Genomic DNA, 12,968 nt, shown 5'->3' with positions numbered 1-12,968 from the left:
GCGCCTCCCGGGGGCCGAGGATCAGTGACCGGGCGCCATGTCGTACGTCACCCACATGGTTCGGGTGGCGACCTGGTCGTACTTGGCGCGGGCACGGTGGTTGTCGTCGGCGGTGATCCAGCGGACCACGCTCCAGCCGCGCTCGGCGGCGAGTTCGCGGAGGGCGGCGAGCAGCAGGTCGGCGGCGCCGGAGCCGCGGTGGGCGGGGTCCACGAAGAGGTCGTCGAGGAAGCCGCCGACGGTGGCCGAGAGCGGCCGGGCGAAGGGGCGGTAGTGGGCGAGGCCGACGAGCCGGCCCCCGCCGTCCTCGGCGACGAGGGCGCCGACCTCGTGGTCGGGGTCGTTCACCCACGACCAGACGCGCCGGGCCGCCTCCTCGGTCTGCTCGACCCGGTAGAAGTCGGCGTAGCCGCGGTAGAGGGCGCGCCACTGCGGGAAGTCCTCCGCGCGGACGGGGCGGACCTTGATGTCGGGGGACGTGGACATGGATGCACGCTTTCTCGAAGGGATCGGTGAGTGGGGGCTTCAGCCCGCGGTCCCGTCCAGACCCGGCAGGGGGTCCTGCTCCACCTCGTGGCGGCGGGTCCGGATGTCGGGGGCCGGGGGGTGGAGCTTGGCGTCGCAGGTGGGGCCCAGGCCGGTGCGGCGGGAGCCGGCGCCGGTGAGGGGGCGGCCGCAGAGACGGCAGCGGACGAGGCGGGCGGCTTCGCCGGGGGAATCGACGGCGATTGCCAGCGGTTCGTCCTTCATGCTGTCATCACACCTTAGTCTCGCCTTGGTCCCTTTACGAGGAGCTCCCCCATGAGTCTGTACGACATTCCGCTGAAGACCCTCACCGGTGAGCCGGTCTCCCTGGCCGACTACCGGGACCGTGCCGTGCTGGTGGTGAACGTGGCCTCGAAGTGCGGCCTCACCCCGCAGTACGAGGGCCTGGAGCGGCTGCAGAAGACGTACGGGGAGCGCGGTCTGACCGTCGTCGGCGTGCCCTGCAACCAGTTCCTCGGGCAGGAGCCGGGGTCGGCGGAGGAGATCCGGAGCTTCTGCTCGACGACGTACGGCGTCACCTTCCCGCTCCTGGAGAAGACCGAGGTCAACGGCGACGGCCGGCACCCGCTGTACGCGGAGCTGACCCGGGTCGCGGACGCCGACGGCGAGGCCGGCGACGTGCAGTGGAACTTCGAGAAGTTCCTCATCTCCGCCGACGGGACCGTGACCCGCTTCCGTCCGCGCACCGAGCCGGAGGCCGCCGAGGTCGTCGCGGCGATCGAGGCGCTCCTCGGCTGAGCGGGGGCGAGCGTGCGGACCGGCCCCGGGTGATCGCCCCGGGGCCGGTCCGGTGTAGGGTCGGCGGTTTCCCGGAAGGTCACCCCATGTCGCTCGCGCCCTCGTCCGCCCTCCGCTCCACCACCGTCTCCCGACTCCGCGCCGCCGGCTGCGTGTTCGCCGAGGACGAGGCGGAACTCCTCTTCTCCGCGGCCCGTGACGCCGCCGAACTCGACGTGCTCGTCGAGCGGCGGGCCGCCGGGCTCCCCCTGGAACACGTCGTCGGCTGGGCGGACTTCGCCGGGCTGCGGATCGCCGTGGACCCGGGGGTCTTCGTGCCCCGGCGGCGCACCGAGTTCCTCGTCGAGCGGGCCGTCGCGCTGGCCGCGCCCGGTGCCCTCTGCGTCGACCTGTGCTGCGGTTCCGGGGCGGCGGGCGCGGTCCTGCTGTCGGCCGTGCCGGACGCGCGGGTGTACGCCGCGGACGTCGAGCCCGCGGCGGTGGAGTGCGCGCGCCGGAACATCGAGCCGCGCGGCGGCCGGGTCTTCCGGGGCGACCTGTTCGCGCCGCTGCCGGACGCCCTGCGCGGGCGGGTCGAGGTGCTGGTCGCCAACGTGCCGTACGTACCGACCGGGGAGGTCGGCCTGCTGCCGCCCGAGGCCCGCGAGCACGAACCGCTGGTCGCGCTGGACGGCGGCCCGGACGGCCTCGACGTGCTGCGCCGGGTGGCCGCCGAGGCGCCGAAGTGGCTGGCGCCGGGCGGGCACCTGCTCGTCGAGACGAGCGAGCGGCAGACCGGCGCGGCGGCCGAGGCCGTCTCCTCGCACGGGCTGTCGCCGCGGTTCTTCTCCTGCGAGGAGCGGTACGCGACCGTGCTCGTCGCCACCCTGGAGGACTGACGCCCGGCGGCCGGGGGCGTCGGTGTCCTCGGCGGGCCGGCTCCGCGGAAAATCGATGGGCGGCGGGGGCGGAGGCGCCTAACATCGCGCGTGATGGAGATGGTCTTCCGGAAGCTGCCGGGTCAACAGCACGAGCTCCTGGTCCGCGCCCGCAAGGGGCCGGACGTCAGACTGCCCGCCCAGGCCGACGGCCCGAGCATGCCGCACGATCTGGTCCACGCGGTCGTGGAGACCGCCCTCGGCATCGGCGACGGGTTCTGGGGGGCGATGGAGCGCGGTGCCACCTTCCAGGGCTTCGAGCTCGTCACGCCGGGCCGGCACCGCCGCTCGGGGCTGAAGGTGCTGCGCCGGGACGGCGACGCCGTCATGGCGGCCGAGCTGTCGGTGAACTGGGCCTACCGGGTCTGGCGCGGTCTCCCCACGGAGGGCCGTGGCGTCGGCCCGGCTCCGCTGGACGCCGAGGCACTGGCGAGGACAGGGCCCCGTCTGGACGCCGCCGCGGCCCGCTGGGCCGCCGTGCCCGAAGGCGGCGAACTGCTCTGGCGCTGGGGTTCGGACCGCTAGGCCGTCTCTTCCGGAACCTGCCGGGCTCCCGGTGCCCGTGGCACCCCGCCGTCCTCGTCCGGCCGGAGGGGTGCCCCTGAGGGAACGGCCTAGCCCTCGCGGGGAACGAGCCGGCAGCGGGCCGGGCCGCCGGCCTGGAGGGTGATCGCGGAGGTGAGCGGGACCTCGGTGTCCACGGCCTCCAGGCCGTGGCGCTGGAGGATCATCGCGAGCGCGATCACCGACTCCAGCATCGAGAAGTGCTGGCCGATGCAGGCCCGGGGTCCGCCGCCGAAGGGGAACCAGGCGTAGCGGGGCCGGCCGGCCTCCGCCTCGGGGGTGAAGCGGTCCGGGTCGAAGCGCTCGGCGTCCTCCCAGTAGGCGGGGTGCCGGTGGGTGACCCAGGGGGCGACGATGACGTCGGCGCCGGCCGGGATGGCGACGCCGCCGATCGTCGTGGCGGCGACGGCCCGGCGGCCGATGACGGGGGCGGCCGGGAAGAGCCGCATCGCCTCCTTCAGGACCCGCGTCACGTACGGCAGGGCGTCGAGGTCGGCGGCGCCGGGGGTGCGGCCCGCGAGGACCCGGTCGACCTCCTCGTGGGCGCGGCGCTGCGCCTCGGGGTGGAGGGCGAGGAGGTGGAGGGCGAAGCCCAGCGAGGTGGCCGTCGTCTCGTGTCCCGCGAGGAGGAAGACGAGGACCTGCTCGCGGAGTTCGGTGGCGTCGAAGGCGCCGTCCTCGGCGCTCTCGGCCCGCATGAGCAGGGTCAGCAGGTCGTCGCCGTCGGCGGCCTCCCGCCCGGTGGCCCGCCGCGTGGCGATGATCCGGTCGCACTCCTCGTACAGCGCCTGGTGGAGGGCGGCGGCCCGCCGGTTGCCGGGGGTGGGCCAGTCGCGGGGCACCTTGACCGGGGCGTAGCCGCGGCGGAGCACGTACGAGCCGACGCCGGGGAAGCAGCGTTCGACGACCTCGACGGCGGAGTCCACGTCGGTGCCGAAGAGGATGCGGGCGACGGCGCGCAGGGCGAGCCGGGTCGACTCGTGGAGGACGTCCACCGTGGTGGCGCCGGCCTTCTCCCACTCGCCGGTGAGGGTGGTGACCTCGGTGGCGATGGCGTCGGCGTAGCCGTCGACGCGGCGCTTGGTGAAGAGGGGCTGGACGAGCCGGCGCTGGCGCAGGTAGTCGTCGTCCTGGCTGGTGAGCAGGCCGTTGCCGAAGGACTCGCGGATCTCCTGGTAGAAGGCGTTGTCCTTGCGGAAGTTGGCGGACTCGCCGGCGAGGACCTGCTGGGCGCCCTCGGCGGAGAAGACGGCGTACACCTGGGCGCGGGCACCGGGCGGTCCCGCGGTGATGCGGACGACGTCGCCGAGTTCGCGCCGGGCGCGCAGGAAGGTGCCGAGCGAGTCGTTCTTGAGGTCGAACATCGAGCCGAGGACGGGCAGTCCGGCGAGGACGGGTGCTTCGGTGCGGGTGTGGGTTTCGGTGGACACAGGTCTCCCCCTTGATCGCGGCGCTGCGGCGATTCTCCCCCAGGGAGTGACCGGAGGGTAGCTTCCGGGCGTGGTTGTCGGTGACCCAAGGGGCCGTCCGGGAGCGGCGGTTAGCATCCCGCTCGTGGGGAGCGACATCGACGGTGTGATCGAGGTACGCGGGGCGGACGGCCGCTGGGAGACGCGTGACCGGCTGCCGGACCGCGCGCTCGTGCGCGACCGGGAGGCCTGGGAGTGCCTGTTCGGGTACGGCGGGGGGCTCCAGGTGGAGCGGCCGCTGTTCGACCGGCGGGGCGTCCCGGACGACGTCTCCGACGACGTACCGGCCGACGAGGTGAACCACAGTCACTCCTACGCCACCTGGGCCGAGGTGGCGGCCGTCGACTGGGACGCGCCGCTGAACGACCGCGCCGACGGGAACCACGTCGGCGTGTGGCGGCCGGGCCCTGACGGCGAACTCGCCCTGGACCACGTGGCCCGGACGCCGCTCGCGGTCCTGGACGCGGCGGAGGAGCTGTTCGGCGAGGACCTGTGGCCGTACGAGTGGCCGCCCGGCGGCGAGGTCCGGCTCGACGGGGCCGTCTACCGCCCGGTGGTGTACACGCCCCGCCCGTTCGCCCCGCCGGACGGCGAGCACTGGGGTCCGGTCTGGGCGGTCATGCGCGACCTGGCGGCCGTCCACGGTGACGGGAACGTCCGCCTGGTCGTCTGGTTCGGCTGAGCACCCGGCTACTTCGCCAGGGCGCGGCTGATGACCATGCGCTGGATCTCGCTCGTCCCCTCGAAGATCGTGTAGATGGCGGCGTCGCGGTGCATGCGCTCGACGGGGTACTCGCGGGTGTAGCCGTTGCCGCCGAGGATCTGGATCGCCTGGGCGGTGACGGTCTTGGCGACCTCGCTCGCGTACAGCTTGGACATGGAGCCCTCGGCGTGGGTGAAGGGCTTGCCGGCGGTGGCCATCCAGGAGGCGCGCCAGACGAGGAGGCGGGCGGCGTCGATCCGGGTGGCCATGTCGGCGAGCTGGAAGGCGACGCCCTGGTTCTCGATGATGGGCCGGCCGAACTGGACGCGGGTCCTGGCGTAGTCGAGGGCGACCTCGTACGCGGCGCGGGCGGTGCCGACGGCCATGGCGCCGACCGCCGGGCGGGAGGCCTCGAAGGTGGCCATGGCGGCGTTCTTCACGCGCTCCCCGGACTTCGCCTTCTCGCGGGCGCGGGCCAGCCGCTCGTCCAGCTTGTCCTTGCCGCCGAGCAGGCAGGAGCCGGGGACGCGCACGTCCTCCAGGACGACCTCCGCGGTGTGCGAGGCGCGGATGCCGTGCTTCTGGAACTTCTGGCCCTGGGAGAGGCCGGGGGTGCCCGGCGGCACGATGAAGGAGGCGTGGCCCTTGGAGCCGAGCTCGGGGTCGACGACGGCGACGACGACGTGGACGTCGGCGATGCCGCCGTTGGTCGCCCAGGTCTTGGTGCCGTTGAGCACCCACTCGTCCTTGGCCTCGTCGTAGACGGCCCGGGTGCGCATGGAGGCCACGTCGGAGCCGGCGTCGGGCTCGGAGGAGCAGAAGGCGGCGACCTTGACGTCGTTCGCGTCGCCGTACATCTGCGGCACCCAGGTGCCGATCTGCTCCTCGGTGCCGTTGGCGAGGACGCCGACGGCGGCGAGGCCGGTGCCGACGATGGAGAGGGCGATGCCCGCGTCGCCCCAGAAGAGCTCCTCCATGGTCATCGGGATGCCGAGGCCGGTCGGGTCGAAGAACTGCTGGGCGTAGAAGTCGAGGGAGTAGATGCCCAGCTTGGCCGCTTCCTGGATGATGGGCCAGGGGGTCTCCTCACGCTCGTCCCACTCGGCGGCGGCCGGCCGCATGACGTCCGCGGCGAAGCCGTGGAGCCAGTCGCGGACCTGCCTCTGGTCCTCGTTGAGTTCGAGCGTGAACTCGGCCATGTGCCCTCCCAGCAGTGCGTTACTTACGGTAACGCCAGTCTGTTACCAGTGGGTACGGCTGTCAACCTGCGGGTCCTCGCGGACGAAGCGGATCGGGTGGTTCGGCACGGGACGCCGGTCGGGTGTTACGTTGCGACAGCCTCAGGTCATCGCACGGGCGGGGAGACACGCTTATGGACATCGCACACCGGACCACCGACCAGCAGAAGCCCGCCGAGCAGCGGCGGCGCGAACTGCTGGAGGCGGCGGACCGGGTGGTGCTCCGCGACGGCCCCCAGGCATCCATGAACGCGATCGCGGCCGAGGCCGGCATCACCAAGCCGATCCTCTACCGCCACTTCGGCGACAAGGGCGGCCTCTACCGCGCCCTCGCCACCCGCCACACCGACGCCCTGCTCGCCTCGCTGCGGGCCGCGCTCGACGCCCCCGCCAACCGGCGCCGCCGGGTCGAGTCCACCCTCGACACCTACCTCGCCTCCATCGAGGCGATGCCGCAGGTCTACCGCTTCCTCATGCACCCGGCCGAGGAACCCCACCAGTCCGAGCAGGGCTTCGACGTCGGCCGCCACTCCGCGCCGCTCCTTCGCCGCATGGGCGAGGAGCTGGGCCAGGTCATCGCCGAGCGCGTCGACCTCGGCCCCGGCGCCGAGGCGCAGGCCCGGATCTGGGGCCACGGCATCGTCGGCATGATGCACGCCGCCGGCGACTGGTGGCTCGGCGAGCGCCCCTGCGCCCGCGCCGAACTGGTCCGCTCCCTCGCGGACCTCCTCTGGGGCCGCCTCGCCGAAGCCGACGACCGCGCGGACGGCCCGGGCTTCTGACCGGGCCCGCCGCCGGGACCGGTCCGGCCCCCGAGCGGTACGCCACCGGGACCGGCTCCCGAGCTGTACGCCCTCCGGCCCCGGCCGCGCCCCCGAGAGGTACGCCCTCCGGCCCCGGCCGCGCATCCCTCCGGCCGGGGTCCCGTACGGGAGCGACCCCGGACGGGGGCGGGGCGGCCGGGCTCGGGGCCTGGCGATGGCGGGCGGTCGGGCTCGGAGTCGTACCGTCTCTTCCGCTACGGTTCCAGGGCGGTCACGCCTTCGCCCCACGGTTGCCTGCGGATCGCTCGGAGGAGGCGGGACCTGTGCCGGCCGGTGACGTGTTGCGCGTAGACGCGGCCCTCCAGGTGGTCCGTCTCGTGGAGGAGGCAGCGGGCGAAGAAGCCCGTGCCCTCGACGCGTACGGGGGTGCCGTCCGTCCGGACGCCCTCCACCACCGCGCGGTCGTGGCGGGGCACCGGCGCCTCCAGGCCCGGCAGGGAGAGGCAGCCTTCCGGGCCTCGGTACTCGTCGCCGCCGGTCTCCACCAGGCGGGGGTTCACCACGTGGCCCAGGTGCCGGACGTCCTCGTCGTCGGGGCAGTCGTAGACGAAGACCCGCAGCCCCACGCCCACCTGGTTGGCGGCGAGGCCCACGCCGTGCGCCGCGTACATCGTGGCGAACATGTCCTCCACCAGGCGGTCGAGCCGGGGCCCGAACTCGGTGACGGGGGCGCAGGGGGTGTGCAGCACGGGATCGCCGAGCAGGGTCATCGTCCGGACGAGGCCGGAGGTGCCGGGGATGGGGCGGTTTCGCATGGCGGCAAGCGTACGGTCCGCCGTGACCTCCTCGTTTCATACGCCCGGCACGGGTGCCGCGGTTCGGGCTCCTGGCCGGTTCTCGATAGGCTGAGCCCCGACCGACGCAAGGAGGATCAAGGACGATGTCAGGACACCCCGGTAATCCAGAGCCGCTGTCGCCGCGCGCCAAGCTGGCCGTGACCGCGGGCAAGGCGGCCGCCGCGGTGTCGCGGGCGGCCGGCCGCGGCAGCGGATCGGTGATCGGCGGCCGGGTGGCGCTCAAGCTCGACCCGGACCTGCTGGGACGGCTCGCGCAGCACCTGGACGTCGTCCTCGTGTCCGCCACCAACGGCAAGACCACCACGACCCGGCTGATCGCCGAGGCCCTGCGGGCCGCCGGCCCGGTGGTCTCCAACGCGCTGGGCGCCAACATGCCCGCGGGCATCACCTCCGCCCTCGCCGGCGGCGGCGACGCCCGGTACGGCGTGATCGAGGTCGACGAGAAGTACCTCGCCGGTGTCGCCCGCGACACCACCCCCAAGGCGATCGCGCTGCTCAACCTCTCCCGCGACCAGCTCGACCGCGCCGCCGAGACGCGGATGCTGGCCGAGAAGTGGCGGGAGGGCCTGAACGGCTCGAAGGCCGTCGTCATCGCCAACGCCGACGACCCGCTGATCGTGTGGGCCGCCTCCTCCTCCCCCAACGTGGTGTGGGTCGCGGTCGGTCAGGAGTGGAAGGACGACGCCTGGTCGTGCCCCTCCTGCGGCGGTGTCCTCCAGCGCCCCGGCGACGACTGGTTCTGCGGCGAGTGCGGCTTCCGCCGCCCCGCGCCGAGCTGGGCGCTCAGCGGCGACCACGTGCTCGACCCGCACGGTTCGGCCTGGCCGATCCGGCTCCAGCTGCCCGGCCGCGCCAACAAGGCGAACGCCGCCACCTCGGCCGCCGTCGCCGCCGTCTTCGGCGTGCCGCCGCAGGTCGCCCTGGAGCGCATGTACCAGGTGCAGGCCGTGGCCGGCCGGTACGACGTGGTCTCCTTCCAGAACCGGCAGCTGCGGCTGCTGCTCGCGAAGAACCCGGCGGGCTGGCTGGAGACCTTCTCGCTGATCGACCCGCCGCCGACGCCGGTCATCCTCTCGGTCAACGCGCGCGGCGCCGACGGCACCGACACCTCGTGGCTGTGGGACGTCGACTACGGCCGGCTCGCCGGCCACCCGATCATGGTGATCGGCGACCGCCGCCTCGACCTGGCGGTCCGCCTGGAGGTCGCGGGCGTCGACTTCCGCGTCTGCGAGACGCTCGACGAGGCCGTCGCGTCGGCCCCGCCCGGGCAGATCGAGCTGATCGCCAACTACACCGCGTTCCAGGACGTCCGCCGCCGCGTGGGCAACTGACCCCGCCCCGACTCGCAGAAGGACTTGCAGCATGAGTGAGAGCAGCCTGCGCGTGGTCTGGGTCTACCCGGACCTGCTCAGCACCTACGGCGACCAGGGCAACGTGCTCGTCGTCGAGCGCCGCGCCCGCCAGCGGCGGCTGAACGTCGAGCGCGTCGACGTCCGCAGCGACCAGCCCGTCCCCACCTCCGGCGACATCTACCTGATCGGCGGCGGCGAGGACCGGCCGCAGCGGCTCGCGGCCGAGCGGCTGCGCCGCGACGGCGGCCTGTCCCGGGCCGCCGCCAACGGCGCGATCATCTTCTCGGTCTGCGCCGGCTACCAGATCCTGGGCCACGAGTTCATCAACGACCTCGGGGCGCGCGAGCCGGGCCTCGGCCTGCTCGACGTGACCACGGTCCGCGGCGAGGGCGCCCGCTGCGTCGGCGACGTGCTCGCCGACATCGACCCGCAGCTCGGCCTCCCCCAGCTGACCGGCTTCGAGAACCACCAGGGCGTCACCCACCTCGGCCCGACGGCCCGCCCCTTCGCGCGGACCGTCTTCGGCAACGGCAACGGCACCGGCGACGGCACCGAGGGCGCGTACAACGACACCGTCTTCGGCACCTACATGCACGGTCCCGTGCTGGCCCGCAACCCGCAGATCGCGGACCTGCTGCTGAAGCTGGCCCTGGACGTCAACGCGCTGCCGCCGACCGACGACCGGTGGTACGAGGCGCTGCGCGCCGAGCGCATCGCGGCCGCCTCCCAGCCCGCCTGACCGGCCGTCAGGCACCTTTCGGGGCCGCACTTCTGAGCGGCCTAGCGCACATTGGATTCGTAAGTAAATACGGTGTCCAATCTGCGGACATCCGGTTCGGCCCCGCCACTCGGCAACGATAGGGTGGCGGGGATCCAGCCGGACGACGTGGTCCGGGAATCGGCCCACGTTGCAAAGGTTTTTGGGCTATGCGCATTGGTGTGCTCACCTCCGGCGGAGACTGCCCCGGTCTGAACGCCGTCATCCGTTCCGTCGTGCACCGGGCCGTCGTCGACCACGGGGACGAGGTCATCGGCTTCCACGACGGGTGGAAGGGCCTCCTGGAGTGCGACTACCGGAAGCTCGACCTCGACGCGGTGGGCGGCATCCTCGCCCGCGGCGGCACCATCCTCGGCTCCTCCCGCGTCCAGCCCGCGCACCTCGTCGACGGTGTGGAGCGGGCCAGGGGCCACGTCGCCGACCTCGGTCTCGACGCGATCATCCCGATCGGCGGCGAGGGCACCCTCAAGGCCGCCCATCTCCTCTCCGAGGCGGGCCTCCCCATCGTCGGCGTCCCGAAGACGATCGACAACGACATCGCCTCCACCGACGTCACCTTCGGCTTCGACACCGCCGTCACCGTGGCGACCGAGGCCCTCGACCGGCTGAAGACCACCGCCGAGTCCCACCAGCGCGTCCTCGTCGTCGAGGTCATGGGCCGTCACACCGGCTGGATAGCCCTCCACTCGGGCATGGCCGCCGGCGCCCACGCCGTCGTCGTCCCGGAGCGCCCCTTCGACATCGACGAGCTGACCTCCCGCGTCGGCGCCCGCTTCGAGGACGGCAAGCGGTTCGCCATCGTCGTCGTCGCCGAGGGCGCCAAGCCGCGCGAGGGCTCCTCCATGGACTTCAAGACCGCCGGCACCGACATCTACGGCCACGAGCGGTTCACCGGCGTCGCCAACCAGCTCTCCGTGGAGCTGGAGCGCCGGCTCGGCAAGGAGGCCCGCCCGGTCATCCTCGGCCACGTCCAGCGCGGCGGCACCCCCACCGCGTACGACCGCGTCCTCGCCACCCGCTTCGGCTGGCACGCGGTCGAGGCGGCGCACCGCGGCGAGTTCGGCATGCTGACCGCGCTGCGCGGCACCGACATCGTGATGGTGCCGCTGGCCGACGCCGTGCGGACGCTGAAGACGGTCCCCGCGGACCGCTACGCCGAGGCCCAGTGCGTGCTCTGAGCCCGGTCCGGCGGAGGCCGCGCGTCCCTCGCCGTACGACACCCGCCCCCGGTCGCGAGCGCGGCCGGGGGCGGTTCTACTCTGGTGCGGACAACAAGCGCGAAACGGGCTCGGCGCGCAATGGGCTCCAGGAGTAAGCGATGGATCACAGCGGGCACGGCATGCCCATGGACCTGCCGCCGTTCACGCTGGGGCGGGGCCTGGAGTTCTCTCCCGATCCCTTCTTCCTGATCGGGTGCCTCGCCGCGCTCGGTCTGTACGGGTGGGGGGTCGCCCGGCTGCGGAAGCGCGGCGACGCGTGGCCGGTCGGCCGGACCGTGCTGTTCACGATCGGCGTGCTGAGCATCGCACTTGTGATGTGCACCCAGCTGAACGACTACGGCATGGTCATGTTCAGCGTGCACATGGTGCAGCACATGGTGATCTCCATGGTCTCGCCGATCCTGCTGCTGCTCGGCGCGCCGGTGACGCTGGCGCTGCGGGCCCTGCCGGTGGCCGGGCGCGACGCGCTCGGCCCGCGCGAGCTGCTCCTCAAGCTGCTGCACAGCCGGTACATGCGGATCGTCACGCACCCCGCGTTCACCATCAGCATGTTCATCGCCAGCCTCTACGGCCTCTACTTCACCCCGCTCTTCGACACCCTGATGGCGTCGAAGCCGGGGCACATCGCGATGATGGTCCACTTCCTCGCGGTGGGTCTGGTCTTCTTCTGGCCGATCATGGGCGTCGACCCGGGTCCGCACCGGCCCGGTTACGTGATGCGGATGCTGGAGCTGTTCGCGGGCATGCCGTTCCACGCCTTCTTCGGCATCGCGATGATGATGGCCACCCAGCCGATGGTGGAGGCGTACAAGAACCCGCCGGCCTCGCTCGGCATCGACGCGCTCGCCGACCAGAACGCCGCGGGCGGCATCGCCTGGGCCTTCAGCGAGATCCCCTCGGTGCTCGTGCTGATCGCGCTGGTCTACCAGTGGTACCACTCCGAGCAGCGGCACGCGGCCCGCAAGGACCGGCAGGCCGACCGGGACGGCGACAAGGAGCTGGCGGAGTACAACGCCTACCTGGCCTCCCTCCAGGCGCGCGGACGCTGATCCGGCGGCGGTACGACCGTACGGCTTGACGAGGCCCCCGGGACCCGCGCGGTCCCGGGGGCCTCGTGCTGTCCGGCGCACACGGGGGCGTCCGGGGAGTAGCGCGCGCCCCCTGCCCGGGGTCACGATGGCAGGGAGGCTTCCGCGGCCCCGGTCGGGAGGAGGGCGGGCAGATGTCCGGTTCCACGAAGGCGATGACGATCGTCACCTGTGCGGCGCTGGTGCTGATCAGCGCGTACACGGTGGCGCTCGGCAGCAGCGGCTGGCTCTGGTTCGGCTGGATCGTGCTGGGGGTGGCGACGATCGGGATGGCGGCGGCGGACAGCGGCGGGACGGCGGAGATGCCGCGTCCGCCCCGCAGGGGCGGGGCGGGGCCGTCACCGCGCTGACCGGTGTCCCTTACACGTGCCGGTTACATGTGCCGGTTCGAGTAGTACTGCTCAAGGAGGCGGATGAACGTCACGTCGTGGTCGTCCTGGCCGGACTCGAAGTCGGGCGACTCGCGGACCTGCTGCTTGGTGCAGTTCAGGTGGACGGTCTCGTTCTCCTTGTCCACCCGGCCGACGAGCCCGGCGGGCAGGACGACCTTGTGGCCGAGGATCCACGGCCCGGTGTCCACGACCAGGTAGGACCGGCCGACGTCCTCGGTGTGCCGGTCGACCTTGCCGATCCCTCCGTCGGTGGCCTCCACCGAGTACCCGATGAGCGCCTCGCCCGGCACGTGGCCGGAGGACTCGGTGTAGCCCCAGATGTCGGTGCTCATGGCATGCCTC

Annotated in this window: 16 protein-coding genes; 10 read left to right on the top strand and 6 right to left on the bottom strand. The window is 73.0% G+C overall.

Features of this window, described 5'->3' with window-relative positions; all coding sequences use genetic code 11:
* Positions 1 to 21: 21 nt before the first annotated feature.
* Entirely contained in the window at positions 22 to 486 is a 465-nt protein-coding gene (locus QK442_RS03060) for a GNAT family N-acetyltransferase (protein WP_282692202.1), read from the bottom strand.
* 39 nt (positions 487 to 525) lie between these two features.
* A complete protein-coding gene (locus QK442_RS03055; protein ID WP_282692201.1) occupies positions 526 to 750 on the bottom strand; it encodes a DUF6011 domain-containing protein in 225 nt (74 codons plus the stop codon).
* A 51-nt stretch (positions 751 to 801) separates the two neighbouring features.
* Between QK442_RS03055 and QK442_RS03050 the strand changes: the two genes are divergently transcribed.
* The 3 genes from QK442_RS03050 (at position 802) to QK442_RS03040 (ending at position 2,726) form a co-directional block, all read left to right on the top strand.
* Positions 802 to 1,284, top strand: coding sequence for a glutathione peroxidase (locus QK442_RS03050; RefSeq protein WP_282692200.1), 483 nt, complete (start codon positions 802 to 804; stop codon positions 1,282 to 1,284).
* 86 nt (positions 1,285 to 1,370) lie between these two features.
* Complete coding sequence (locus QK442_RS03045) at positions 1,371 to 2,162, top strand: putative protein N(5)-glutamine methyltransferase (protein WP_282692199.1); 792 nt, start codon at positions 1,371 to 1,373, stop codon at positions 2,160 to 2,162.
* Positions 2,163 to 2,255: 93 nt separating this feature from the next.
* The gene (locus QK442_RS03040; protein ID WP_282692198.1) at positions 2,256 to 2,726 is read left to right on the top strand and encodes a hypothetical protein; all 471 of its coding nucleotides are present in this window, start codon (positions 2,256 to 2,258) and stop codon (positions 2,724 to 2,726) included.
* A gap of 89 nt (positions 2,727 to 2,815) precedes the next feature.
* Here QK442_RS03040 and QK442_RS03035 read toward each other — a convergent pair whose 3' ends face one another.
* Positions 2,816 to 4,195 carry a cytochrome P450 gene (locus tag QK442_RS03035; protein ID WP_282692197.1) on the bottom strand — a complete coding sequence of 460 codons (1,380 nt, stop codon included), beginning with the start codon at positions 4,193 to 4,195 and terminating at the stop codon, positions 2,816 to 2,818.
* A gap of 124 nt (positions 4,196 to 4,319) precedes the next feature.
* Between QK442_RS03035 and QK442_RS03030 the strand changes: the two genes are divergently transcribed.
* Positions 4,320 to 4,916, top strand: coding sequence for a hypothetical protein (locus QK442_RS03030; protein ID WP_282692196.1), 597 nt, complete (start codon positions 4,320 to 4,322; stop codon positions 4,914 to 4,916).
* 8 nt (positions 4,917 to 4,924) lie between these two features.
* Here QK442_RS03030 and QK442_RS03025 read toward each other — a convergent pair whose 3' ends face one another.
* A complete protein-coding gene (locus QK442_RS03025; RefSeq protein WP_282692195.1) occupies positions 4,925 to 6,136 on the bottom strand; it encodes an acyl-CoA dehydrogenase family protein in 1,212 nt (403 codons plus the stop codon).
* A 173-nt stretch (positions 6,137 to 6,309) separates the two neighbouring features.
* Here QK442_RS03025 and QK442_RS03020 point away from each other — a divergent pair, with 173 nt between their 5' ends.
* Complete coding sequence (locus QK442_RS03020) at positions 6,310 to 6,957, top strand: TetR family transcriptional regulator (protein WP_282692194.1); 648 nt, start codon at positions 6,310 to 6,312, stop codon at positions 6,955 to 6,957.
* A 236-nt stretch (positions 6,958 to 7,193) separates the two neighbouring features.
* Here QK442_RS03020 and def read toward each other — a convergent pair whose 3' ends face one another.
* Positions 7,194 to 7,754, bottom strand: coding sequence for a peptide deformylase (gene def / locus QK442_RS03015; RefSeq protein WP_282692193.1), 561 nt, complete (start codon positions 7,752 to 7,754; stop codon positions 7,194 to 7,196).
* A 125-nt stretch (positions 7,755 to 7,879) separates the two neighbouring features.
* Between def and QK442_RS03010 the strand changes: the two genes are divergently transcribed.
* The 5 genes from QK442_RS03010 to QK442_RS02990 all read left to right on the top strand — a co-directional run bounded on the left by QK442_RS03010 (position 7,880) and on the right by QK442_RS02990 (position 12,584).
* The gene (locus tag QK442_RS03010) at positions 7,880 to 9,127 is read left to right on the top strand and encodes a MurT ligase domain-containing protein (RefSeq protein WP_282692192.1); all 1,248 of its coding nucleotides are present in this window, start codon (positions 7,880 to 7,882) and stop codon (positions 9,125 to 9,127) included.
* A 31-nt stretch (positions 9,128 to 9,158) separates the two neighbouring features.
* Positions 9,159 to 9,887 (top strand): glutamine amidotransferase, encoded by a 729-nt coding sequence (locus QK442_RS03005; RefSeq protein WP_282692191.1) that lies wholly within the window; start codon positions 9,159 to 9,161, stop codon positions 9,885 to 9,887.
* 188 nt (positions 9,888 to 10,075) lie between these two features.
* Complete coding sequence (locus QK442_RS03000; RefSeq protein WP_282692190.1) at positions 10,076 to 11,104, top strand: 6-phosphofructokinase; 1,029 nt, start codon at positions 10,076 to 10,078, stop codon at positions 11,102 to 11,104.
* Positions 11,105 to 11,244: 140 nt separating this feature from the next.
* Positions 11,245 to 12,195, top strand: a complete 951-nt coding sequence (locus tag QK442_RS02995) for a cytochrome c oxidase assembly protein (RefSeq protein WP_282692189.1) — start codon at positions 11,245 to 11,247, stop codon at positions 12,193 to 12,195.
* A gap of 173 nt (positions 12,196 to 12,368) precedes the next feature.
* Positions 12,369 to 12,584, top strand: coding sequence for a hypothetical protein (locus QK442_RS02990; protein ID WP_282692466.1), 216 nt, complete (start codon positions 12,369 to 12,371; stop codon positions 12,582 to 12,584).
* 23 nt (positions 12,585 to 12,607) lie between these two features.
* Here the strand turns inward: QK442_RS02990 and QK442_RS02985 are convergent, their stop codons facing one another.
* Positions 12,608 to 12,958, bottom strand: coding sequence for a PRC-barrel domain containing protein (locus tag QK442_RS02985; RefSeq protein WP_282692188.1), 351 nt, complete (start codon positions 12,956 to 12,958; stop codon positions 12,608 to 12,610).
* Positions 12,959 to 12,968 lie beyond the last annotated feature (10 nt).

Source organism: Streptomyces sp. CC208A, from assembly GCF_030010625.1.
Classification (GTDB): Bacteria; Actinomycetota; Actinomycetes; order Streptomycetales; family Streptomycetaceae; genus Streptomyces.
This window is presented reverse-complemented; position numbering and strand designations above follow the sequence as displayed.

Excerpts from the sequence above, each read along its gene's own strand:
- QK442_RS03060 (WP_282692202.1), bottom strand. The coding sequence starts at position 486 with ATGTCCACGTCCCCCGACATCAAGGTCCGCCCCGTCCGCGCGGAGGAC.
- QK442_RS03055 (WP_282692201.1), bottom strand. The coding sequence starts at position 750 with ATGAAGGACGAACCGCTGGCAATCGCCGTCGATTCCCCCGGCGAAGCC.
- QK442_RS03050 (WP_282692200.1), top strand. The coding sequence starts at position 802 with ATGAGTCTGTACGACATTCCGCTGAAGACCCTCACCGGTGAGCCGGTC.
- QK442_RS03045 (WP_282692199.1), top strand. The coding sequence starts at position 1,371 with ATGTCGCTCGCGCCCTCGTCCGCCCTCCGCTCCACCACCGTCTCCCGA.
- QK442_RS03040 (WP_282692198.1), top strand. The coding sequence starts at position 2,256 with ATGGAGATGGTCTTCCGGAAGCTGCCGGGTCAACAGCACGAGCTCCTG.
- QK442_RS03025 (WP_282692195.1), bottom strand. The coding sequence starts at position 6,136 with ATGGCCGAGTTCACGCTCGAACTCAACGAGGACCAGAGGCAGGTCCGC.
- QK442_RS03020 (WP_282692194.1), top strand. The coding sequence starts at position 6,310 with ATGGACATCGCACACCGGACCACCGACCAGCAGAAGCCCGCCGAGCAG.
- def (WP_282692193.1), bottom strand. The coding sequence starts at position 7,754 with ATGCGAAACCGCCCCATCCCCGGCACCTCCGGCCTCGTCCGGACGATG.
- QK442_RS03010 (WP_282692192.1), top strand. The coding sequence starts at position 7,880 with ATGTCAGGACACCCCGGTAATCCAGAGCCGCTGTCGCCGCGCGCCAAG.
- QK442_RS03005 (WP_282692191.1), top strand. The coding sequence starts at position 9,159 with ATGAGTGAGAGCAGCCTGCGCGTGGTCTGGGTCTACCCGGACCTGCTC.
- QK442_RS03000 (WP_282692190.1), top strand. The coding sequence starts at position 10,076 with ATGCGCATTGGTGTGCTCACCTCCGGCGGAGACTGCCCCGGTCTGAAC.
- QK442_RS02995 (WP_282692189.1), top strand. The coding sequence starts at position 11,245 with ATGGATCACAGCGGGCACGGCATGCCCATGGACCTGCCGCCGTTCACG.
- QK442_RS02990 (WP_282692466.1), top strand. The coding sequence starts at position 12,369 with ATGTCCGGTTCCACGAAGGCGATGACGATCGTCACCTGTGCGGCGCTG.
- QK442_RS02985 (WP_282692188.1), bottom strand. The coding sequence starts at position 12,958 with ATGAGCACCGACATCTGGGGCTACACCGAGTCCTCCGGCCACGTGCCG.